The following is a 22,084-nucleotide window of genomic DNA, read 5'->3' as shown; positions in this document are numbered from 1 at the left end:
TAGGCTAAACCAAGCTCATGCCTTTTCCGGCGCCGCGCGACGCGGCCGTGATCGATATCGGATCCAACTCGGTGCGCCTCGTGGTGTACCGGCTGGAAGGCCGCGCCATCTGGACCGTGTTCAACGAGAAGGTGCTGGCGGGCCTGGGCCGTGATCTGGGCGACAACGGCCGCCTGTCGCCCGACGGCGTGCTGCAGACCCTGGCGGCCCTGAAACGCTTCCGCGCCGTGCTCGAGGCGGTGGCCCCGGCCGAGACCTTCGTGGTCGCCACCGCCGCCGCCCGCGAGGCCAGCGACGGCCCCGCCTTCGTGGCTCGGGTCAAGGCCGAGACCGGCCTGACCGTTCGCGTGCTGAGCGGCGAGGAAGAGGCCCGTTACGCCGCCCTGGGCGTGCTGGCCGGCGCCCCTCAGGCCACCGGCGTTGTGGGCGATCTGGGCGGCGCCAGCCTGGAGCTGATCCGACTGGAAAGCACCGGCGCAGGTCTGGGCGTCACCCTGCCCCTGGGCCCCTTCAGCCTGGGCCTGTCGGAAGGCTTCGACGCTGACCGGGTGCGCCGTCTGTGCGCCCAGCGGCTGGCCCCGGTGACCAGCGCCTTCCGAACCGACAGCTTCCACGCCGTCGGCGGCGCTTGGCGTAACCTGGCCCTGCTGCACATGCGGATGTCGGGCTATCCACTGCACGTCGTGCACCAATACGAGATCAGCGCCAGCGAAGCGCTGGACGCCGCGCGCCTGGTCTCGCACCAGTCGAAGAGCTCGCTGGAACGCATCGAGGGCATGAGCAAGAAGCGCTCTGAGACCCTGCCCTACGCCGCCGTGGTGCTGGAAAGCCTGATCGAGAGCCTTGGCGTCAAGCGCATCGAGATCTCGGCCTTTGGCGTGCGCGAGGGTCTGCTGTTTGAGGCCATGCCGCCGCGCACCCGGGGCCTGGACCCGCTGATCGAGGGCTGCGCCTCGCTGGGCGCCCGCCAGGGCGTCGCCGACGAGTTGGGCGCAGGCCTGCAGGCCTGGATCGCCCCGGCCTTCACCAGCCTGCCACCACTGTTCGACGAGGGGCGCGACGCCGTGCTGATGTCGGCCGCCTGTCGTCTGGCAGACCTGGGTGCGCGCCTGCACCCCGACCATCGCGCTGATCTGGTGTTCGAACAGGTGCTGCGCGCGCCGATCGCCGGCCAGGGCCATGATGAACGCGCCTTCCTGGCCACGGCGGCCTATGCCCGTCATGCCAGCACCTTCGACCCGCCCGAGCTGGATGTGCTGGCGCGCCTGCTGACCCCGGCCCACCTCAAGCGCGCCAGGGCCCTGGGCGCGGCGATCCGGCTGGGCTGCGACCTGTCGGGCCGCAGCGCGCCCCTGCTGGCCCGCTCGCGCCTGGCCATCGACAAGACCCAGCTGATCCTGACGGCCGAGCCCGGCTATGCCGACCTGCTGCTGGGCGAACAGACCAGCAAGCGGGCCGGTACGGCGGCCCATCTTCTGGGCCTGAAACTGAAGATCTCAACATCCTAAACAAGGTGTTGATCAGTAGTTGACGTGCTTAATGCAGTCTAAACATACCCGATCTGATCATGAGGCAGGATGACGCAATCATAGCGTCGCCTATTGAGCACATTTTGTTAGCTTGATTTCTCTACTGTGCCTTGAAACACATAGGGAGGCCCAGTGATGCTTCAGCGTAAAGTGGACTATCTGGACGCCATCGCGCAGAACCCGCGCCAGCGCCCTGCTCTTCGCCTTGCCAATGAAAACGATGCGCCGGTCCAGAGCGCCGCGCACAGCCTCCAGCACGAAATCGCCCGCGTCTTCGCCCAGGAAACGACCTGGTCCGTCCGTCGCACCGTGGCGATCGGTATTGTCTTTCACCTTGGCGTCTTCTGCGCCCTGGGTCTCGCGGCCGGCGGCGCGATCCTGCCCCACTAAGACGTTATTCGGCGAAGTGGCTCACACTTCGCCGAACACGGCTCTAGTGTCGCAGAACTGGCGCGGCGTCGGAAAACTCGGCCGCGCCCGTCAGTCGGCCATAGATCTGGCAAAGCGCCTGGAAAACGGAATCCCAGCCGTGCCGCTCTTCGGCCCGACACCGGGCAGCCTGACCCAGCCCCTCAGCGCCGCGCGCAAACACCGATTCCACGGCCTCGGCCATGGCGCGCGCCTCCGATGCGGCGGCAAGCTCGCCCACCGAGGCGTCGACCGATTCAGCCACACCGCCTGACGCGACGCCGATGACGGGCAGTCCGCAGGCCATCGCCTCCAGGACGACCAGGCCGAACGGTTCGTTGTCATTGGCGTGCACGAACGCGTCGCAACCCGCCAGTATCGCCGCCAGGGCCTGTGGGTCGCGCTGATAGTCCATGCAGATAACGCGATCACTGGCCGGCGCGCCGCTCCCCGCGCCGATCAACAGCAACACATAGGGGTCGCCAAGCCGTTCAACGGCCTCCACCAGCACGTCCAGCCGCTTTTCCCGCGCGGGCCGTCCGGCGAACACCAGAATTTTGTGGTCCGGCCTCAAGCCCAGAGATGCGCGCAAGCCTGCGCGGTCGCCGCGCCCGGGATGGAAGATGTCCACATCCACGCCCAGGGGCAGGCCAATAGCGTTGGTGACGCCGGCCTCGATCAGCCGACCGGCTATGAAGCGGCTCGGCGCGACGGCCTGATCGAACTGGCCATAGATCGCCGCCCAGCGCTTTTGCACCGGCTTCTCAGCCCATTCGCCGATATGCAGCGCCGCCAGCGCGCCCAGGTCGGTGTGACAGAACCCCACCACCGGGACGCCCAGGGCGTCGCCGGCCCGCAACGCGGCCAGGCCGGGCGTATAGGGATCGCCGGCCTCGATAATGTGCGGCCTCTGGCGGATCAGCCGCTCCATCCAGGCCTGCTTGACGAGAGGCCACCGGTATCCATCACCAAACGGCAACGGCGCGGCATAGATCGACACGCGGCCCTGTCCGTCATGAGCATCCCGCGCGCCGGGAACAACCAGGGTGTGGTGCACTGACGGTCTATTGGCGGCCAGCCAGGTTCGCTTCGTGTTGAGATACCGGCGTACGCCGCCGCTCCGCGGGGCGTAGAGCATGGTCGTATCCACCAGGCGAACAGCCTGTCCGGCCGCCGGGACGCCATCCGCAAGGCCGCGAAAGCCGAACGTTTGATCCGATCTCAAGTCCACCACGCCGAATCCTTATCGCTAACCAGACCATGACATTCGGCCTCGGAACGATAAAGGTTTCGCGACAGTTAGGGTTCCTCGCTGCCCTGCGGCGGCTTTATGCCGACGCCGCGACGGCCCAGCGCCTCCCGTAGCAAGGTTTCGACCTGGGCGTTCACACTGCGCAACTCGGCGGCGGCCAGTCGCTCCACGGCGGTCAGCACCTCGGGGCGTACGCGCATCAGAAACGCGCGCCGTCCGCCCTTCCCGTTCTCGTTGGGATCGCTGGCCACGCCCTAGCCGTACAGCGTGCCGGTATTGACCACGGGCTGAGCCTCGCGGTCGGCGCACAACACCACCAGGAGATTGGACACCATCGCGGCCTTGCGTTCGTCATCCAATTTGACGACCCCGCGCTCGCTGAGTTGATTGAGCGCCGTCTCGACCATGCCCACAGCGCCGGCCACGATCGTGCGCCGGGCGGCCAGCACAGCCTCGGCCTGCTGACGCTTCAGCATGGAGCCGGCAATCTCCGGGGCATAGGCCAGGTGCATGAGATGCGCCTGATCGATGGCGACGCCGGCGACGGCGATACGGGCCTGCAGGTCAGCCTGAAGCTTGGCCCCCACCTCCTCGGCGTCGGCGCGCAGGGTGGGCTCGCCCTCCTCCGCGTGATCATAGGCGTAGTGCGAGGCCACCTCACGCAGCCCGGTTTCGATCTGGATGTTCACAAAGGCCACATAGTCATCGACGTCGAACAACGCCTGGGCCGAATCCGCCACGCGCCAGACGATGTTGGCCGCGATCTCGATCGGATTGCCACGCTTGTCGTTGACCTTCAGCTTCTCACTGGTGACGTTGCGCACCCGCAGGCTGATCTTCTTGCGTCCGTACCAGGGCAAGACCCAGCGAAGCCCTGTCGTGCGGTCGGTGCCGACATAGGCGCCGAATACCGTCAGCACATAGGCCTCGTTCGGCTGCATCGAATAGAAGCCGCCACTGACCAACGCGGCCAAAATGACCAGCAAGGCGCCGAGCGCGTTGTAGCCGGCGCCGTAGGCATCGGCGTTGGTAAAGGCCCAGATCCCGGCGCCAATCAGCAGCGGAAGCGCCAGAAGCGGCAGACCTCCGCTGACCCCGCCGCGAATACGCTCGACCGACCGGTTGATGGTGTGGACTTCCGACATCGTCACGCTCCCGTCTGGATATGAAAGTGATATCACTTTGATCGCTCTTGGCAAGATGAAGCCGGACCGCGTAAGCCCAAGGCTGACCGAGCGGGGATCGAATGGCGCGTTATCTCTTCACCACCTGGGAAGGCGGCGGACATGTGCAGCCCCTGCTGCTGGCTGCGCGCGACCTGCAGGATCGCGGTCACGACGTGCTGGTCCTCAGCGATGTCTGCAACGACACGGACGCCGCCGCTCTGGACGTGGCGTTCCAGCCCTGGACGACAGCGCCGAGCCAGACCGGAAAGCGCCGCGAGGACGATCGTCTGAAGGACCATGAAGCCGACAACCCCCTTGAGGTGATCCAGCGGCTGATCGCCCGGATCATGGCCGGGCCGGCCCTGGCCTATGCGCAGGATACGCTCGCCGCCATCGACGCCTTCAAGCCTGACGCCATCGTCAGTCAGGAACTTCTGCTGGGCGCCATGGCCGCAGCGGACGCCCGCAATCTGCCCCTCGCCCTGTTCGCCGCCAATATCTGGTCGCTCCCCACCCTGTCCGGTGTCCCGCCCTTCGGCGCGGGCATGCCGCCGGCGACCTCAGACGAAGAGCGCGCCATGCACGCGATGGTCACCCAGATGAGCCGGGGTCTGTTCCAGATCGGTTTGCCGGCCCTGAACAGCGCGCGCGCCGCACTGGGCCTGCCGGCGCTGGACGATCTGTTCGATCAACTCGATACGGCCGGCCTGATCCTGATCGCCAGCAGCCGGGCGTTTGATTTCGCCCCGGATCCCGTGCCTGCCCCGTTCGCCTATGCGGGCCCCTATCTGGCCGATCCTGCCTGGGTGACGCCCGCGGCCCTGCCTGCGGGCGACGCTCCGCTGGTGCTGGTCTCGTTTTCCAGTCTGTATCAGGCGCAGGAAGTCGTGCTGACCAACGTCATCGCTGCGCTGGGCCGCTTGCCGGTGCGCGGTTTGGTGACGACAGGGCCGACTCTTGAGCCGAGCCAATTCCCCGCGCCCGACAATGTGGTCGTGGTGCGCAGCGCGCCGCATCAGGCCTTGCTGGAGGAAACGGCGGTGTTCGTGACCCATGCCGGCCATGGCTCTACGCTACGCCCGCTGATGGCGGGGGTTCCTCTCCTGTGCATGCCGATGGGCCGTGATCAGCATGACAACACCGCCAGGGTGGTCGCCCGCGACGCCGGTCTGCGCCTGTCGCCAGACGCAAGCGTCGAAGCGATCATGGCCGCAATCACCCAGTTGCTTGAAGATGGGCGCTATGGCCAGGCCGCCGCGACCTTGGGCGCCGCGATCCAGGCCGATCGTGACAACCGGTCCGCCGCGCCCCTGTTGGAGCGGCTGCTGGCGCCGGCGACGAATTCTGGTGGGCGGTGAGGGGATCGAACCCCCGACCCTCTCCGTGTAAAGGAGACGCTCTACCGCTGAGCTAACCGCCCCAAAAGTCGAGCCGGCCTTCTAGACGCCGGCGTGGCCCATGCAAAGCGAATAAGAAAAGGGCGGCGCGCCGAGAAGCGCTCCGCCCTCTTGTCTCTCAAAAAGAGATCAGCCGTTCAGCGTGGTCTTCAGGCCTTCGCCGACCTGGAAACGCGCGGTCTTCGAGGCCGGGCGGTTGACGGTCTCGCCGGTGCGAGGATTGCGCGCGGTACCCGCCGCACGCGCTACGGCCTTGAACGTGCCGAAGCCCACGAGACGCACGTCGTTTCCCGACTTCAGCGAGTCGGTGACGGATTCGATGAAGGCTTCCAGAGCGTCCTTGGCCTGATTTTTATTGATGCCCGCCTTCTCGGCGATCGCCGTGACGAGTTCGGCTTTTGTGGTCATGTTTTTCTCCCAGCCAATAAAGCGGCGGCGCTTCGCAAAAGCCGACGCCACTTCGCTCGGCCAGGATTATGGCGGCGGAAAATGCCCCGTCAAATGAAGGCGGCGCGGGAACCTCCCGCGCCGCCATACTTATCAACGATAAGTTACAGTCAGTGGGTCAAAATCGCGTCCGCGTCGCCCTCATCGCCCTTCGCAGTTGCAGCAATGGGCTCATCAGCCTCATTCCACTCCACGGGCGTCAGCGGGCCGGTCAGCGCATGCTTGAGCACCTCGTCGACGGTGGAGACCGGAATGATCTCCAGGCCGTCCTTCACCGACTGAGGCACATCGACCAGATCCTTCTCGTTTTCCTGAGGGATCAGAACGGTCTTCACGCCTGACCGCAGGGCCGCCAGGAGCTTTTCCTTCAGCCCCCCGATGGCCGTCACACGCCCGCGCAGGGTGATCTCGCCGGTCATGGCGATCTCCTTGCGGATCGGGATACCGGTCAGCACCGAAACCATGGCCACAGCCATGGCGGCGCCGGCCGAGGGACCATCCTTGGGCGTGGCGCCATCCGGCACGTGGATGTGCACATCGGTCTTTTCAAAGACCGGCGGCTTGACGCCAAAGTGCAGGGCCCGCGAGCGGACATAGGACTGAGCCGCCGAGATCGACTCCTTCATCACGTCCTTGAGATTGCCGGTGACCGTCATGCGGCCCTTGCCCGGCATCTTCACGGCTTCGATGGTCAGGATGTCGCCGCCGAACTCTGTCCAGGCCAGACCCGTGACGATCCCGACCTGGTCGACTTCATCGGTCTCGCCATAGCGGTACTTCTTGACGCCCGCATACTTGGCCAGCCGCTCGTCGTCGATGGTGATCGACGTGACCTTCTCGCGTCCCAGATCGCGGACGGTCTTGCGCGCCAGGGCGCCCAGTTCCCGCTCCAGCGACCGCACGCCGGCTTCCCGGGTGTAGTAGCGGATCAGATCGCGGATCGCCTTTTCGGGCACCACGAACTCAGAGTCCTTCAGGCCATGATCCTTGGTCAGCTTGGGCAGGATGTGGCGCTTGGCGATCTCCAGCTTCTCATCTTCGGTGTAGCCGGCGATGCGAATGATCTCCATGCGGTCCAGCAGCGGCTGGGGCATGTTGAGACTGTTGGCCGTCGTGACGAACATCACCTGGCTCAGGTCGTAGTCGACCTCCAGATAGTGGTCGCCGAACGCCGCGTTCTGGGCGGGATCGAGCACTTCAAGCAGGGCCGAGGCGGGATCGCCGCGGTAGTCGCTGCCCATCTTGTCGATCTCGTCGAGCAGGAAGAAGGCGTTGGTGGTCTTGGCCTTCTTCATCGACTGGATGACCTTGCCGGGCATCGAGCCGATATAGGTGCGGCGGTGACCGCGGATCTCGGCTTCGTCACGCACCCCGCCGAGGCTCATGCGCACGAACTCGCGACCCGTCGCCTTGGCCAGCGACTTGCCCAGCGAGGTCTTGCCAACGCCGGGAGGGCCGACGAGGCAAAGGATCGGCCCCTTCAGCGAGTTGGTGCGGGCCTGGACGGCCAGATACTCAAGGATGCGCTCCTTGACCTTCTCCAGACCGTAGTGATCCTCGTCGAGGATGCTCTCGGCCTCGACCAGGTCGATCTTCTTGGTCTTGGCCTTGCCCCAGGGGATCGACAGCATCCAGTCGAGATAGTTGCGCACGACCGTGCTCTCGGCCGACATCGGGCTCATGTTGCGCAGCTTCTTCAGCTCGCCTTCGGCCTTGGTGCGGGCCTCCTTGGAGAGCTTGGTCTTCTTGATGCGCTTTTCGAGATCGATGAGTTCGTCGCGCTGATCGTCGGGATCACCCAGCTCGCGCTGGATCGCCTTCATCTGCTCGTTGAGATAATATTCGCGCTGGGTCTTCTCCATCTGGCGCTTCACGCGCGAGCGGATCTTTTTCTCGACCTGCAGGACGCTGATCTCGCCTTCCATCAGCGCGAAGACCTTTTCCAGGCGCTTCACGATGTCGAAGATTTCCAGCAGGTGCTGCTTGTCGCCGATCTTCACCGACAGGTGGGCGGCGATGCTGTCGGCGAGTTTGCCCGGCTCGGCGATCTGCGGGATCGAGGCCAGGGCTTCCGGCGGCACCTTCTTGTTGAGTTTGACGTAGTTCTCGAACTGCTCGACCACGGCGCGCGACAGCGCCTCGGCCTCGGGACCGACGCCCTCGTCCTCGCTCACTTCACCGATCTGGGCCTCATAGAAGGACTCCTGATCGGTAAACTTGACCACGGCGGCGCGGCCCTTGCCCTCGACCAGCACCTTTACGGTGCCGTCAGGCAGCTTGAGCAATTGAAGAACGGTGGCCAGAACGCCGACATCATAGATGTCGCCCGGCGACGGATCGTCGTCAGCCGAGTTCTTCTGGGTCACCAGCAGGATCTGCTTGTCACCGCGCATCACCTCTTCAAGGGCGCGCACGGATTTGTCGCGGCCCACGAAGAGCGGCACGACCATATGCGGGAAAACCACGATGTCCCGCAGCGGCAAGACTGGAAGCGTACGAAGTTCAGACATAATGCTCTTACTCCCGGCCGTCGCGGCGTCCGCGCTCGGCCATGCGGGCCGCCGTTACATCAGACGATGCGCCTGAGTCGATCGGCCCGTCCGTCCGGGACTGGACGGAATGGTCCCTAATTATGTGGACGTTTCGCCACTGCGTTCAAGCCGAGTCGCCTGATAGCGGCGACTGGTCGCGCAGAAGTGGCCAAGCTGAAGGGGATATGCCCTCAAAACCCCCTGTCACGCAATTTCGTTTCAAACTAGCGGTCATAGCGCAACGCCTGCGACCCCTGGCGCCTGTGGCCTGGCCGCATCAGACGACGGAGATCCAGCCTGCAGGGCCCCGACGGCATGAAAAAGGCGCGCCCCGAGGAGCGCGCCTTGATCTTGGGAATGGCTAGTCGCGTCAGGCCGACGCGGCGCCACCCTTCTTTTCGGCATAGATCAGCAGCGGCTGAGCCCGGCCTTCGACGACCTCGGCATTGACCACCACTTCCTCGACGCCCTCGTAGTTGGGCAGTTCGAACATGGTCTCCAGAAGGATGCCTTCCATGATCGACCGCAGACCGCGCGCACCGGTCTTGCGGGCGATAGCCTTGGTCGCAATCCCGCTGAGGGCGTCATCGGTGAAGGTCAGGCCGATGTTCTCCATCTCGAACAGGCGCTGGTACTGCTTGACGAAGGCGTTCTTCGGCTCGGTCAGGATCTTGACCAGGGCGACCTCGTCGAGATCCTCCAGGGTCGCGATCACCGGCAGACGACCGATGAATTCCGGGATCAGGCCGAAGCGTTGCAGGTCATCCGGCTCGACGTTGCGCAGGATTTCGCCCGTGCGACGCTCTTCCGGATCAGCCACCTTGGCGCCGAAGCCGATCGACTTGCCCTGGCCGCGCGCCGAGATGATGCGCTCCAGACCCGCAAACGCCCCGCCGCAGATGAACAGGATGTTGGTGGTGTCGACCTGCAGGAACTCCTGCTGGGGATGCTTGCGCCCGCCTTGCGGCGGCACGGAGGCGACCGTGCCTTCCATGATCTTCAGCAGGGCCTGCTGCACGCCTTCACCCGACACGTCGCGGGTGATCGACGGATTGTCGGACTTGCGGCTGATCTTGTCGATTTCGTCGATATAGACGATGCCCCGCTGCGCCCGCTCGACATTGTAGTCGGCGGCCTGAAGCAGCTTGAGCACGATGTTTTCGACGTCCTCACCCACATAACCGGCTTCGGTCAGGGTGGTGGCGTCCGCCATCGTGAACGGCACGTCGATGATTCGGGCCAGGGTCTGGGCCAGAAGCGTCTTGCCCGTACCGGTTGGGCCGACCAGCAGGATGTTGGATTTGGCCAGTTCCACGTCGTTGTTCTTCGACGCGTGGTTGAGGCGCTTGTAGTGATTGTGCACCGCGACAGCGAGCACCTTCTTGGCGTGAGCTTGGCCGATCACGTAATCGTCCAGGACCTCACAGATTTCGCGTGGCGTCGGGACGCCATCCTTCGACTTCACGAAAGCAATCTTGTGCTCTTCGCGAATGATGTCCATGCAGAGCTCGACGCATTCATCACAAATGAACACCGTCGGTCCCGCGATGAGCTTGCGCACCTCATGCTGACTCTTTCCGCAGAAAGAACAGTACAGGGTGCTCTTGGTATCGCCGCTCGCGGCTTTCGTCATGGTCGCTTCTCACGCTATGGCGGCGGCGGCTACGGCCGTGACGCCCGCTCCTGGCTCACATGCCGTCACCGAAGGGACAGCTTACATGCCGGGAGTTGTCTAATCCTTGACATTCCCCGATCCGGCCGCAGTTCACAAGCCTTGGCGCCTTTTTCGAGCGCCTGACCAGAGAATGCATCGTGTCGTGGAATGATCTTCCGGTCTAAAATGGGGGCCAAGGCCAACGGCGCAACCGCTCCAGGACCTTGACCCTTCCATAGATGTGGAAGGCTTAGAGCCGGTGCGGGAATCGTGATCGAACAGCCGCTTGTTTAACAGGGCGCGCCCGATGCGCGCGGAGAAGAATGGCGAAGCGCTCATTAATGGCCAAGGGCCTGACGGCCTCGATGCCGATGACAGGCGACATGACCGATGCGCCGGCGCTTGTGGCTTTTGACTTTGACGGCACTCTGACCGTCCGCGACAGCTTCAATGCCTTCCTGAAATGGCGAGCGGGCCCCGCGCGCTGGACGGCAGGCGTGTTGCGGCTCTCCCCTGCCCTTGTGCGCTACGTTTTCAATCGCAATCGCGGCAAGCTGAAGGCCGCTGCGGTGCGTGAATTCCTGAAAGGCGCGACTCAGGCCGAGATCGAGGCAGATGCGCGGGCCTTCGCCGAACTGCACGCTCCTTCCCTTTTTCGCCCGGACGCCTTGGCAGTGTGGCGCCGCTGGCGCGCCAAGGGCGCCCGCATGGTCATCGTCACCGCATCGCCCGACATCACGGTAGCGCCGTTCGCGCGCGGTCTGGGCGCCGACTTGCTGATCGGCACGCGCCTCGCCTTTGACCACGACCTTCGCGCCCTTGGCGTCCTGGCGGGTCCAAACTGTCGCGCCAAGGAAAAGGTTGTCCGCCTGAAAGAAGCCTTCGGCGAGGACGTTCGTCTGACGGCAGCCTATGGCGACACGTCGGGCGATATCGAAATGCTGGCCATCGCCGATGAGCGTGGCTACCGCGTCTTCCGGGGCAAGCCGCTTTAAGCCGGCATGAAAAAGCCGCCGACCTTGCGGCCGGCGGCTTGATCAGAATCCGGAGTGGCGAGGCCTAGGCCTTGGCGTCGGTCTCGTCGCGCGTTTCATTGATGTGATCGATCAGGCCCCAGGCCTTGGATTCCTCAGCGCTCATGAAGTGGTCGCGATCGAGGGTGCGCTCGACCTCTTCATAGGTCCGGCCGCAGTGCTTGACGTAGATTTCGTTCAAACGGCGCTTGGTCTTGATGATGTCCTCGGCGTGGCGCTCGATATCCGAGGCCTGACCGCGGAAACCGCCCGACGGCTGGTGAACCATGATGCGCGAGTTCGGCAGCGAGATGCGCTGGCCTGCGGCGCCGGCGCAGAGCAGGAGGCTGCCCATCGAGGCCGCCATGCCCATGCACACGGTCGAAACCGGGCTCTTGATGTATTGCATGGTGTCATAGATCGCGAGACCCGCCGTCACCACGCCGCCCGGCGAGTTGATGTACATGGCGATTTCCTTCTTGGGGTTCTCGGACTCCAGGAAGAGAAGCTGCGCGCAGATCAGGCTGGCCATGCCGTCTTCGACGGGGCCGGTCAGGAAGATGATCCGCTCCTTGAGCAGGCGCGAGAAGATATCGAACGCGCGCTCGCCGCGGCTGGTCTGTTCGACCACCATCGGCACGAGGTTCATCGCCGTTGCAACCGGATCGTACATAGGGTTCGCCCTTTTTCGCGTTTTGGGGCCGCACGAATCACACCTCGCGCGGCGTCGCCAACGCATATCGCGTGGCGATTAACAGGTTGCAAGGCGCGGGCGCAAAGCTTGAGCCAAAGAAAAAGGCGCGGCCCTTGCGAGCCGCGCCCTGTCTCGTCGGATGACGGAGGCCTTAGCCGCCGTAGCCTTCCGGCAGATCGTCTTCTTCCAGGAGCTCTTCCTTGGAAACTTCCTTTTCCTCGATCTTGGCCTTGCCGAAGATCAGGTCGACGACCTTGTCCTCATAGATCGGGGCGCGCAGAGCGGCCTGCAGGTCGGCGCGCTGGCGGTACATGTCGAACACCTGCTGGGCTTGCGCGCCATACTGGCGGGCTTCGCGCATGATGGCGTCGGTCAGTTCCTGGTCGGTGACGACCACGTCGTTCTTGCGACCGATTTCGGCCAGCACCAGACCCAGGCGCACGCGGCGCTCGGCGATCTTGCGGTACTCGTCCTTCAGCTGGTCTTCGGTCTTGTCGGCGTCTTCCGGCGGCAGGCCGCCCTGGGTCTTGTCGGCCTGGACCTGCTGCCAGATGCCGGCGAACTCGGCGTCGACCATGCGCGGCGGCAGGTCGAACTCGTGCTTGGTGTCCAGCACGTCCAGCAGGGCGCGCTTCAGCTTGAAGCGCGAGGAGTTGTCGTAGCGGCCCGACAGGTTCGACTTCAGCAGCTCTTTCAGAGCGGCCAGGTCAGACAGACCAAGGCGCTTGGCCAGTTCGTCATCGGCTTCGGCGTCGACCGGAGCGCGGACTTCGGTCACCTTGGTGGCGAATTCAGCGGCCTTACCGGCCAGATCCTTGGCCTGATAATCTTCCGGGAACGTGACCTTCACGACCAGTTCGTCGCCCGGCTTGGCGCCGACCAGTTGTTCTTCAAAACCGGGAATGAATTGACCCGAACCCAGGACCAGTTCAGCGCCTTCGGCCTTGCCGCCGGCGAACTCGACGCCGTCAACCGTGCCGACGAAGTCGATCAGCAGTTGGTCGCCGTCCTTGGACTTCAGGCTCTTGCCCTTGCGGGGCTCGTAGGTGCGGGCCTGCTTGGCCAGTTCGGCCAGGGCCTCGTCGACCTCGGCGTCGGCGACCTTGTAGACCGGCTTGACCAGCTCGATGCTGGCGGGATCGATCGGCTCGAAGTCCGGCATGATCTCGATGGCCACGTCGAACGACAGGTCTTCGCCACCGGCGACAACCTTTTCCATGTCCGAAGACGGCTTCAGCTCGGGCTGACCGGCGGGACGCAGCTTGTTGTCGTCCAGGACCTTCTGGGTGGTCTCGTTGAGCGCCTGCTCGACGACTTCACCCATCAGCGCCTTGCCGTACAGACGGCGCACGTGAGCGGCGGGAACCTTGCCAGGGCGGAAGCCCTTGACGTTCATCTGCGGCGCGACTTCGGCGATCCGCGCTTCGAGACGCGTGGCCAGCTCGGCGGCCGGCACGGTCACTCCATAAACGCGGCTAAGGCCTTCGCCCGACTTTTCAACGATCTGCATCGACATTGTCATATTCTCGGACCTGCGACGCGCGCGTCGGGGGTCCGCCCTGGGGTCAAAAACATCGACGCCGCCCGCGAGGCCGGGGCGGCGAAAGAGCGCCCTTATGTCACGACGTGCGCGACCATCCAAGAGCGCCAGCGGCAAAAGTCACGGCCATCCCTCATAGACGAGAAAGCGGTCAGTCAATCTTGGTGCGGATGAGAGGACTCGAACCTCCACGCCTCTCGGCGCCAGAACCTAAATCTGGTGCGTCTACCAGTTTCGCCACATCCGCGTGGGGGCAGGCCTTACGGATTTCACCGTGGGGATGCAAGTCCGCCGCGCGCCTGGACAGGGCGACGCGTCAAGAGTTGAGCCAGCACGGCGGGAGCCAGATCCGGCAGGTCTTCGGAGATGAGCCCCGGCCCCCGCGCTTTTCCGCATTCCGCGTGGATCCAGGCTCCGGCGCAGGCCGCTTCGAAACTGTCCATGCCCTGGGCGATCAGTCCGCCGATGAAACCCGCCAGAACATCGCCCGAACCCGCCGTCGCCAGCCAGGGCGACCCATTGAGCGAAATCGCCGCGCGGCCGTCCGGTGCGGCCACCACGGTATCGGGCCCTTTCAAGAGCACGACAGCGCCGGCCCGGCGCGCCGCCTCCCGCGCCGCCGCCAAGCGCTCGACCGATTCGCCCAGAAGCCCTGGAAAGATCCGCTCGAACTCACCCGGGTGGGGTGTGAGTACGTCATCCCGATCCAGGGCCGAGAACAGCGCGCCCGGGTCATGGCGGAAGCTGGTCAAGGCGTCGGCGTCGACCACCAGGGCCGCGCCCGTCCTCGCCAGAGCGAAAAGATTGCGCATGATCGTATCGCCGACGCCGCCGGCCGGACCGATCACGACGGCGTCGGCGCTTTCTCCGGCCGTCTGCAGGTCCGCCTCGCCTTCGAAAGGCGCCAGCATGATCGCTTCGAGATGAGCGGCGTTCACCGCCAGCGCGCTGGGCGGCGACAACAGGCTGACCACGCCCGCGCCGATCCTCAGGCCGCCTCGCGCCGCCAGACGCGCCGCGCCTGTATTCCACGCGTCACCGCTGACCACCTTCAAACGACCACGTCGATGCTTGTGCGCGTCCAGGGCTGGCCACGGAAACCGGGCCTCCCACAGGTCGGGGGAGTTCTCGTGCAGGGTGCAAGCGTGGTCTGGAGCGGCGAGCCCGATGTCAGCGACGACCACCTCTCCGCAAGCCGCGCGCCCGTCCATCAGGCAGTGGACCGGTTTGCGTCGATGAAAGGTCACGGTGAGATCGGCCCGAAACGCCGCCTCGCCCAGGGCGCGACCTGTATCGCCCGACACGCCGCTGGGCACATCGATCGCGATGATGGGCTTGTTCAGCAGGTTGCTGGCGCGCGCCAGCTTGGCGACATCGCCCTCGAGCGGCCGCGACAGGCCCGCGCCAAACAGCGCGTCTATATAGATGTCGGCCTGGCCAGGCTCCGGCGACAGAGGACCAGTTTCGCCCTTCCAGCGTGACGCCGCGCGCCTGGCCGCCTCGGTGACCGGCGGCGCAGAGGCTTCCACGCGAACCGACCAGCCCTTGCTGCGCAGATGCCGCGCGGCGACATAGCCATCGCCGCCGTTGTCGCCCGGGCCGCACCAGATCACGACGGGCCGATGCGAGAACCGCGCCCTGACCGCCTCGGCCACCGCGATTCCGGCGCGCTCCATCAAGGTGCTGATCGGCACGCCCAGTGCGACGGCGGCGCGATCCGCCGCAGTCATCTCGGCGACGGTCATGATTTCGCGCGGCACGACGACTCCTTCAGAGCACCTGACTCTGAGCTTCGCGTCCTTTCTCGTTGAGGATCAAGCGTCCATCGCGGATGTCGAACGTCGTGATCGAACAGTGATCCGGTCGGAACGCCGCCACCCTCGCCTCGCCGATCGCCACGCCGACGGCGGCGTTCAGCGCCACAAAGTGGCTGAACACCGCTGTGTTCGGATACTCGGCCACGGCGGCGGCCACGCCTCTGGCCCAGGCCTCATAGTCCAGATCGCCGACAATCTGCCCCCATTCGCCGCCGAACGCCGCCTTGAGCCAGTCTGGGCGCTCCCCGGCGGGCATGGCCACGGGCGTTGGGATCTCCCCCACGCGGGGATCGATCACCAGCTCGACACCCAGGGCGCTCGCCATCGGCGCGGCGGTTTCACGGCACCGACGCAGGGGTGATGAGACGACACGGAGCGGTCGTTGCCCTTCCGGCAGGGCCATCAGGGTTTCCATCGCCTCGACGGCTTGCCGATGCCCGACCTCGTCGAGGCCTGGATCATCCTCCGCCCCGCCCCAGGTCGAGGCCGGACGCCCGTGGCGGATGACATGGACGCGGGTCATATGGGTTCAATCCGGAACAAAAAGATTGCGAACACCGTCGGGGTGCGGACCGACGACGCCGGTTCTGCCCACGCCTTCTCGGGCCTCGAGGTCCAGAAGGGTCTCGGGATCCTCGGGCGTGTGGGCCACGAAGCGTCGGCCGGCAGAGTCGCGGCCAATCACGATGCCCATGCGAACACCTTCGCGGGCGTGGACAACGGTATAGGTCTCGATCACCGCCGGCCCGGTCGGGTGTTCGACGATTTCGGGATGCGGCAGCGCGTCGATCCGGTCCTGAATCCTGGAGGGCGCCTCGCGGACCCAGTCTCCCTCGACAGGTCTTGTCGAATAGATGCCGACCGACTGTTTGGTCAGGAACCAGCCATTGGCCGTGCAGAGCCCGTAGGCTCCGGGCCGGGCTCTGAGCCGCCCCATCATCTCGGCGATGGAATGCAGGGCGTAGTTGTTTCCCGGCCCTCCGAAATAAGGCAGGCCGCCGGTGACGGTCAGACCACGCGGATCATCCAGCGCCAGGCCCAGCTCCTCGGCCGCCACCTCAACGGCGGACGGGAAGCAGGAATACAGGTCGATGATGTCGATGTCGGACAGGCCGATGCCCGCCATCGCGAAGGCGCGCTCACCGGTCAGGCGAATGGCCGGACTGGAATGGAAATCCTGGCGGTCCATCGGGTACCAGAGATCGGCGGCGTCGGCGCAGCCGTGCAGATAGACCCACTTGTCTTCCGACACGCCCAGTTCGCGCGCCTTGCGGACGCTGCAGATCAGCACGGCGGCCGACTGATCCACCTCCATGATGGCGTTCAGGTACTTGGGATAGGGAAAGCTGATCATCCGGTTGCGATCGGTGACCGTCACCAGCTCCTCCGGTGATCGCTCGACCGGGAACCAGGCATTGGGATTGCCGGCCGCGACCTTGCTGAACGGTGAGAACAGGCGTCCCAGCCGGGCCTGATGGTCTTCCAGAGACCGCCCGTCGCGGGCCCGCAACGCGTTCTCGAACAATGGATAGGTGTTGACGGGATAGCCCAGGCCGTGCGCGGCCTCCTGCGGCGTGACGCCGGGACGAGGATCGCCGATGCGAGCCGGGGGCTCGGTAATGTCGTCGCCCCAGCCTTCGAAACCCAAGCCGCCCTTCAGACGCTTCATCAGCGAGCCGAGAAACTCGGCTCCCGTCACCAGGGCCATTTCGGTCTGGCCCTTGGCGATCCGCTCGCAGACGACATTGATCGCCTGCTGAGGGCTGTTGCCGCCGGTCTCGGTATAGACGCTCCATGCCGGCCCGGCGCCCAAGGCCCTGGCCAGGCTCGCGGGAGGATTGGCAAGGCGCGGCAAGGGAAGCTTCGAAAGCCCGCCCGGCGCGTCGATACTGAAAGCGATGACCGCCAACGCGTCGAGTTCGGCAAGAACCGACCCCAAGAGCCCTGCATCCTCAACAGCACGTTCCGCTGCAATCTTCAGCAGTTCGAGCGGTGACGGCGAGTTTTGGGTTTCTCCGCGGTAGGTGAACTGGCCAGCGCCGATCAAAACCGGTGTGTCGTCGCGCATGTTCGCCCCCATTCAAACGATTGTTGGGGGCGATCCTAGGGGTGAAACGGCGCTCTGCAAGGCCATTTGGTCAACAAACCTGCAGTGATCAAATTTCGCGCTCGCGATGCGCAAAATTTGATCATCACCCTCGATCCGTCATCGGCGAGCCCCTTTCCGACCGTCGAAAGCTTGCGAGTCCCCCGGGCGGCGTGATCCGTGCCGCTCATCAAAGGCGCGGCGCGCCTGCGGGCCCGAAAGTGGAACCGATGAAGAAGATCGAAGCCATCATCAAGCCGTTCAAGCTGGATGAGGTGAAGGAGGCGCTCCAGGAGATGGGCGTCCAGGGCATGACCGTGCTCGAAGCCAAAGGCTATGGTCGCCAAAAGGGCCATACCGAGCTCTATCGCGGCGCTGAGTACGTCGTGGACTTCCTCCCCAAGATCAAGGTGGAGGTGGTCGTCGAGGACAGCCAGCTGGAACCCGCGCTGGAGGCCATCACCCGCGCCGCGCGCACCGGGCGCATCGGCGACGGCAAGATTTTCGTCTCGGAGATCGCGGAAGTCATCCGCATCCGAACCGGAGAAAGCGGCCCCGCGGCCGTCTAGCCGCGATCGGTCAAATATTACGAGGCTCAAGAAGGGGATACGGAATGAGCACCGCCAAGGAAATCCTGAACCTGATCAAGGAAAAGGACGTCAAATACGTTGACGTTCGCTTCACCGACGTTCGCGGCAAGATGCAGCACGTCACGTTCGACATCGATCTGGTCGATGACGACTTCCTCAACGACGGCACCATGTTCGACGGCTCGTCGATCGCCGGCTGGAAGGCCATCAACGAGTCGGACATGAAGCTGCGTCCCGACCTGACGACCGCCATCATCGACCCGTTCTATCAGCAGACGACCCTGGCGCTGTTCTGCGATGTGGTGAACCCCGACACCGGCACCCCCTACAACCGCGACCCCCGTTCGATCGCCAAGGCGGCCCTGAACTACGTCAAGGCTTCGGGTATCGGCGACAACGTGTTCTTCGGCCCTGAAGCCGAGTTCTTCATCTTCGACGACGTGAAGTGGGACACCCAGCCCAACAGCACCGGCTATTCGTTCGACTCCGTCGAACTGCCGGGCAACTCGGCCAAGACCTACGCCGAAGGCAACATGGGTCACCGCCCGGGTCCGAAGGGCGGCTATTTCCCGGTCAACCCGATCGACTCCGCTCAAGATCTGCGCGGCGAAATGCTGGCCGTCATGGGCGAGCTGGGCATGAAGCCGGAAAAGCACCACCACGAAGTGGCGCCCGCGCAGCACGAGCTTGGCCTGAAGTTCGACACCATGGTCGTGATGGCCGACCGTATGCAGCTCTACAAGTACGTGATCCACAATGTGGCGCACGCCTACGGCAAGACGGCGACCTTCATGGCCAAGCCGATGTTTGGCGACAACGGCTCTGGCATGCACGTGCACCAGTCGATCTGGCAGGACGGCAAGCCGCTGTTCGCAGGCGACAAGTACGCCGGCCTGTCGGACATGTGCCTGTGGTACATCGGCGGCATCATCAAGCACGCCAAGGCGATCAACGCGTTCTCGAACTCGACGACGAACTCGTACAAGCGCCTGGTGCCCGGTTACGAAGCCCCGGTGAAGCTGGCCTATTCGGCCCGTAACCGCTCGGCCTCGATCCGTATCCCGCACGTCGACTCACCGAAGGCCAAGCGTCTGGAAGCCCGCTTCCCCGACCCGATGGGCAACCCCTATCTGACCTTCGTCGCGCTGCTGATGGCCGGCCTGGACGGCATCAACAACAAGATCGATCCGGGCGCGCCCGCCGACAAGAACCTCTACGACCTGCCCCCGCGCGAGCAGAAGAAGATCCCGGAAGTCTGCGGTTCGCTCCGTGAAGCTCTCGAGAACCTCGACAAGGACCGCGCCTTCCTGAAGGCCGGTGGCGTCATGGATGACGACTTCATCGACAGCTACATCGAGTTGAAGATGGAAGAAGTGATGCGTCTGCAACTGCACCCGCACCCCGTTGAATTCGACATGTACTACAAGTGCTAGGCTAAACTGAGTTTAGGACTGGGAATCGGGGCCGGAGAGAAATCTCCGGCCCTTTTCTTTTGGGCCTGATGACGCCAGCTGCGCCGCAAACCTGGGAATGGTTTCTTACTTACGGGCGCCGGCTGAACAAAATTGTCGCAACTCCGCAACAGAACCGACGTAATCCGTCCGAAGTGGGCGAAATCCCGTAGCGAACGATATCGCTGAAGCGTCAACTGGGCTTAACGCAGCGCAAACGGAAGCGACGTGAACGCCCACCGACAGAGTCGGCGTCATCAAGCTTGGTCAGCACAGGATCTCTCCATGCACACCTCCAGCCACCTCCTTCGCCGCGCCCTGCGCCTGTCTTGCGGTTTCGCCGCGCTCAGCATGGCCATCGCCACCGCCCCGGCCGTCCTGGCCCAGGAAACCCAAGTCGGCGAAGTGATCGTCACCGCCCAGAAGCGCAGCGAAAACCTGCAGGACGTGCCGGTTTCGGTAACCGCCCTTGCCGGCGAGCGCCTGCAATCGACCTTCGCCGCTGGCGACGACATCCTGGCCCTCTCGGCCAAGGCTCCAGGCCTGTACGCTGAATCCTCCAACGGCCGCGCCGCACCGCGTTTCTACATCCGCGGTCTGGGCAACGCTGATTTCGACCTGGCCGCCTCGCAGCCGGTCTCGATCATCCAGGACGACGTGGTGCTGGAAAATGTGGTGCTGAAGAGCTCGCCGATTTACGACATCGAGCAAGTCGAAGTCCTGCGCGGCCCCCAAGGCACGCTGTTTGGCCGCAACACCACGGCCGGCATCGTCAAGTTTGACTCCATCAAGCCGAGTGAAGACGCCAAGGCCCGCGCGGCGGTCTCTTACGGCAGCTTCAACACCCTCACCCTCGACGGCGGCTTCGGTGGGGCGCTGATTCCTGGCAAGGTTTCGGCGCGCGCTTCGGTGCTGGTCCAGCATCGCGACGACTACATCAACAACGCCTTCACGAAGAAGAAGGACGCCCTGGGCGGCTTCGACGAAAAGGCGGCGCGCCTGCAGGTGCTGTTCACGCCGACCGAGGCGTTCTCGGCCCTGTTCAACGTTCACGGCCGCGACCTCGACGGCACGTCGGCCACGTTCCGCGCCAACGTCCTGACCAAGGGCTCCAACAAGCTCAACGCCAACTATGACCGCAAGACGGTCTATTTCGACGCCGGCGCGGGCAACCCCCAGAAGTACAAGGGCTGGGGCACTTCGGCCAACATCGGCTACGACTTCGGTGACGTCACCCTGACCTCGATCACCGCCTACGAAGAGACCCATGGTTCAAGCCGTGGCGATATCGACGGCGGCAATCTGACGGGCCCGGGCTTCATCCCGTTCCCCTCGGAAAGCACCGATGGCATCAAGCAGCTGGACCAGATCACTCAGGAACTGCGCCTGGCCAGCGACACCGATGGCCCGCTGAGCTGGCAGGTCGGCGGCTTCTACTTCGACTCCAGCTATCAGATCCGCACGGATCCGGGTTTTGCCCCTGCGACCACGCTGGAGCAGAACAACAAGTCGTGGGCCGTGTTCGGCCAGGCCTCATATGATGTCACCGAAGCCTTCACCCTGACTGGCGGCCTGCGCTACACCAGCGATGAAAAGGACATGCGGGTCATTTCTGGCCCCAATCCCGTCGCGCCGGTGTCGGTCTCCGACGAGAAGGTCAGCTGGGACCTCAGCGCGTTTTACGACGTCGCCGAGAATGTCAGCGTCTACGGCAAGGTCGCCTCGGGCTTCCGCGGTCCGTCGATCCAGGGCCGCGACATCGCCTTCTTCTCGCCGGCCTCGGTCGCCCAGTCCGAAACCATCATGTCCTATGAAGTCGGCCTGAAGAGCGAACTGATGGACCGCCGCGTCCGTCTGAACGGCGCGCTGTTCACCTACACGATCGATGATCCGCAATTCAGCGCCGTCGGCGGTGGCTCCAACTCCAACCGCCTGATCAACGCCAAGAAGGGCGAGGCCTATGGCATCGAACTGGACGGCGAGTTTGTGGTCACCGAAAACCTCGTCCTGACGGCTGGCTACAGCTACGCCAAGACGGAGATCAAGGACTCGACCCTGGCGACGGCCACGTGCGCGCAGTGCACGGTCACTGATCCGCTGAACGCGAAGGGTCAGGCCCTGATCAACGGCAACCCCTTCCCCAACGCTCCGGAATACACCTTTGACGTCACGGCCCGCTACAGCGTGCCCTTTGGCGCCGATGGCGAGCTGTTTGCCTACACCGACTGGAAGGTGCAGGGCATGACGAACTTCTTCCTCTATGAATCCAAGGAGTTCTACAGCAAGGGCGACTTCGAAGGCGGCCTGAAGCTCGGCTACGCCAAGCTGGACGGCGCGTGGGAAGCTGCGGTGTTTGCCCGCAACATCACCGACGAGGATAACCTCAAAGGCGCGATCGACTTCAATAACAACACCGCCTTCGTCAACGAACCGCGCGTCATCGGCGTGTCGCTGAACGTGAAGATGTAGTCGAACCCTTCATTGGGAACGACCAGGGCCGCGGAGCAAT

Annotated in this window: 18 protein-coding genes and 2 tRNA genes; 7 read left to right on the top strand and 13 right to left on the bottom strand. The window is 64.4% G+C overall.

Annotated features, from left to right (window positions below):
* Window positions 1–17: 17 nt before the first annotated feature.
* Both ACW176_RS16265 and ACW176_RS16260 read left to right on the top strand, forming a co-directional pair.
* Window positions 18–1,508 carry a Ppx/GppA phosphatase family protein gene (locus ACW176_RS16265; RefSeq protein ID WP_492109876.1) on the top strand — a complete coding sequence of 497 codons (1,491 nt, stop codon included), beginning with the start codon at window positions 18–20 and terminating at the stop codon, window positions 1,506–1,508.
* Between the two features lie 153 nt (window positions 1,509–1,661).
* The gene (locus ACW176_RS16260) at window positions 1,662–1,919 is read left to right on the top strand and encodes a hypothetical protein (protein ID WP_419316882.1); all 258 of its coding nucleotides are present in this window, start codon (window positions 1,662–1,664) and stop codon (window positions 1,917–1,919) included.
* A gap of 43 nt (window positions 1,920–1,962) precedes the next feature.
* Here ACW176_RS16260 and ACW176_RS16255 read toward each other — a convergent pair whose 3' ends face one another.
* The 3 genes from ACW176_RS16255 to ACW176_RS16245 all read right to left on the bottom strand — a co-directional run bounded on the left by ACW176_RS16255 (window position 1,963) and on the right by ACW176_RS16245 (window position 4,334).
* On the bottom strand, window positions 1,963–3,171 hold the full coding sequence (locus ACW176_RS16255) for a glycosyltransferase family 4 protein (RefSeq protein ID WP_492109875.1): 1,209 nt from the start codon (window positions 3,169–3,171) through the stop codon (window positions 1,963–1,965).
* 65 nt (window positions 3,172–3,236) lie between these two features.
* Window positions 3,237–3,389 carry a type II toxin-antitoxin system antitoxin gene (locus ACW176_RS16250; RefSeq protein WP_419255505.1) on the bottom strand — a complete coding sequence of 51 codons (153 nt, stop codon included), beginning with the start codon at window positions 3,387–3,389 and terminating at the stop codon, window positions 3,237–3,239.
* Window positions 3,390–3,443: 54 nt separating this feature from the next.
* Complete coding sequence (locus ACW176_RS16245; RefSeq protein ID WP_492109874.1) at window positions 3,444–4,334, bottom strand: SPFH domain-containing protein; 891 nt, start codon at window positions 4,332–4,334, stop codon at window positions 3,444–3,446.
* 101 nt (window positions 4,335–4,435) lie between these two features.
* On the opposite strand from ACW176_RS16245, the gene ACW176_RS16240 reads away from it, so the two are divergent.
* Window positions 4,436–5,713, top strand: a complete 1,278-nt coding sequence (locus tag ACW176_RS16240; RefSeq protein WP_492109873.1) for a glycosyltransferase — start codon at window positions 4,436–4,438, stop codon at window positions 5,711–5,713.
* Here the strand turns inward: ACW176_RS16240 and ACW176_RS16235 are convergent.
* The 4 genes from ACW176_RS16235 to clpX form a co-directional block, all read right to left on the bottom strand.
* Window positions 5,701–5,775 (bottom strand) — tRNA-Val (locus ACW176_RS16235). The genes ACW176_RS16240 and ACW176_RS16235 overlap by 13 nt on opposite strands.
* Window positions 5,776–5,881: 106 nt before the next feature.
* Window positions 5,882–6,160, bottom strand: a complete 279-nt coding sequence (locus ACW176_RS16230) for an HU family DNA-binding protein (protein WP_425996098.1) — start codon at window positions 6,158–6,160, stop codon at window positions 5,882–5,884.
* 149 nt (window positions 6,161–6,309) lie between these two features.
* On the bottom strand, window positions 6,310–8,709 hold the full coding sequence (gene lon / locus ACW176_RS16225) for an endopeptidase La (protein WP_492109872.1): 2,400 nt from the start codon (window positions 8,707–8,709) through the stop codon (window positions 6,310–6,312).
* A gap of 391 nt (window positions 8,710–9,100) precedes the next feature.
* Complete coding sequence (clpX, locus tag ACW176_RS16220; RefSeq protein WP_419316887.1) at window positions 9,101–10,363, bottom strand: ATP-dependent Clp protease ATP-binding subunit ClpX; 1,263 nt, start codon at window positions 10,361–10,363, stop codon at window positions 9,101–9,103.
* Between the two features lie 344 nt (window positions 10,364–10,707).
* On the opposite strand from clpX, the gene ACW176_RS16215 reads away from it, so the two are divergent.
* Window positions 10,708–11,379, top strand: a complete 672-nt coding sequence (locus ACW176_RS16215; RefSeq protein WP_419316888.1) for an HAD-IB family hydrolase — start codon at window positions 10,708–10,710, stop codon at window positions 11,377–11,379.
* A 64-nt stretch (window positions 11,380–11,443) separates the two neighbouring features.
* Here ACW176_RS16215 and ACW176_RS16210 read toward each other — a convergent pair whose 3' ends face one another.
* From ACW176_RS16210 to ACW176_RS16185, 6 genes are all read right to left on the bottom strand, one after another.
* On the bottom strand, window positions 11,444–12,070 hold the full coding sequence (locus ACW176_RS16210; protein ID WP_419255848.1) for an ATP-dependent Clp protease proteolytic subunit: 627 nt from the start codon (window positions 12,068–12,070) through the stop codon (window positions 11,444–11,446).
* Window positions 12,071–12,242: 172 nt separating this feature from the next.
* Entirely contained in the window at window positions 12,243–13,601 is a 1,359-nt protein-coding gene (tig, locus tag ACW176_RS16205; RefSeq protein ID WP_419255847.1) for a trigger factor, read from the bottom strand.
* Between the two features lie 192 nt (window positions 13,602–13,793).
* A tRNA-Leu gene (locus ACW176_RS16200) sits at window positions 13,794–13,878 on the bottom strand.
* 22 nt (window positions 13,879–13,900) lie between these two features.
* Window positions 13,901–15,391: an NAD(P)H-hydrate dehydratase gene (locus ACW176_RS16195; protein WP_492109871.1), complete on the bottom strand. Its 1,491-nt coding sequence runs from the start codon at window positions 15,389–15,391 to the stop codon at window positions 13,901–13,903.
* Window positions 15,392–15,401: 10 nt separating this feature from the next.
* On the bottom strand, window positions 15,402–15,971 hold the full coding sequence (locus ACW176_RS16190) for a histidine phosphatase family protein (protein WP_492109870.1): 570 nt from the start codon (window positions 15,969–15,971) through the stop codon (window positions 15,402–15,404).
* A 6-nt stretch (window positions 15,972–15,977) separates the two neighbouring features.
* Window positions 15,978–17,528, bottom strand: a complete 1,551-nt coding sequence (locus tag ACW176_RS16185) for an acetyl-CoA acetyltransferase (RefSeq protein WP_492109869.1) — start codon at window positions 17,526–17,528, stop codon at window positions 15,978–15,980.
* Between the two features lie 236 nt (window positions 17,529–17,764).
* Here ACW176_RS16185 and ACW176_RS16180 point away from each other — a divergent pair, with 236 nt between their 5' ends.
* The 3 genes from ACW176_RS16180 to ACW176_RS16170 all read left to right on the top strand — a co-directional run bounded on the left by ACW176_RS16180 (window position 17,765) and on the right by ACW176_RS16170 (window position 22,044).
* Window positions 17,765–18,103, top strand: coding sequence for a P-II family nitrogen regulator (locus ACW176_RS16180; protein WP_035046431.1), 339 nt, complete (start codon window positions 17,765–17,767; stop codon window positions 18,101–18,103).
* 44 nt (window positions 18,104–18,147) lie between these two features.
* Window positions 18,148–19,557, top strand: a complete 1,410-nt coding sequence (gene glnA, locus ACW176_RS16175) for a type I glutamate--ammonia ligase (protein ID WP_419316892.1) — start codon at window positions 18,148–18,150, stop codon at window positions 19,555–19,557.
* 303 nt (window positions 19,558–19,860) lie between these two features.
* Window positions 19,861–22,044 carry a TonB-dependent receptor gene (locus ACW176_RS16170; protein ID WP_492109868.1) on the top strand — a complete coding sequence of 728 codons (2,184 nt, stop codon included), beginning with the start codon at window positions 19,861–19,863 and terminating at the stop codon, window positions 22,042–22,044.
* Window positions 22,045–22,084 lie beyond the last annotated feature (40 nt).

It is taken from the genome of Caulobacter sp. FV1ye13L, assembly GCF_058681155.1.
Note: the sequence above shows the minus strand (reverse complement) of the source record. Positions and strands in the feature narration are given on the sequence as shown.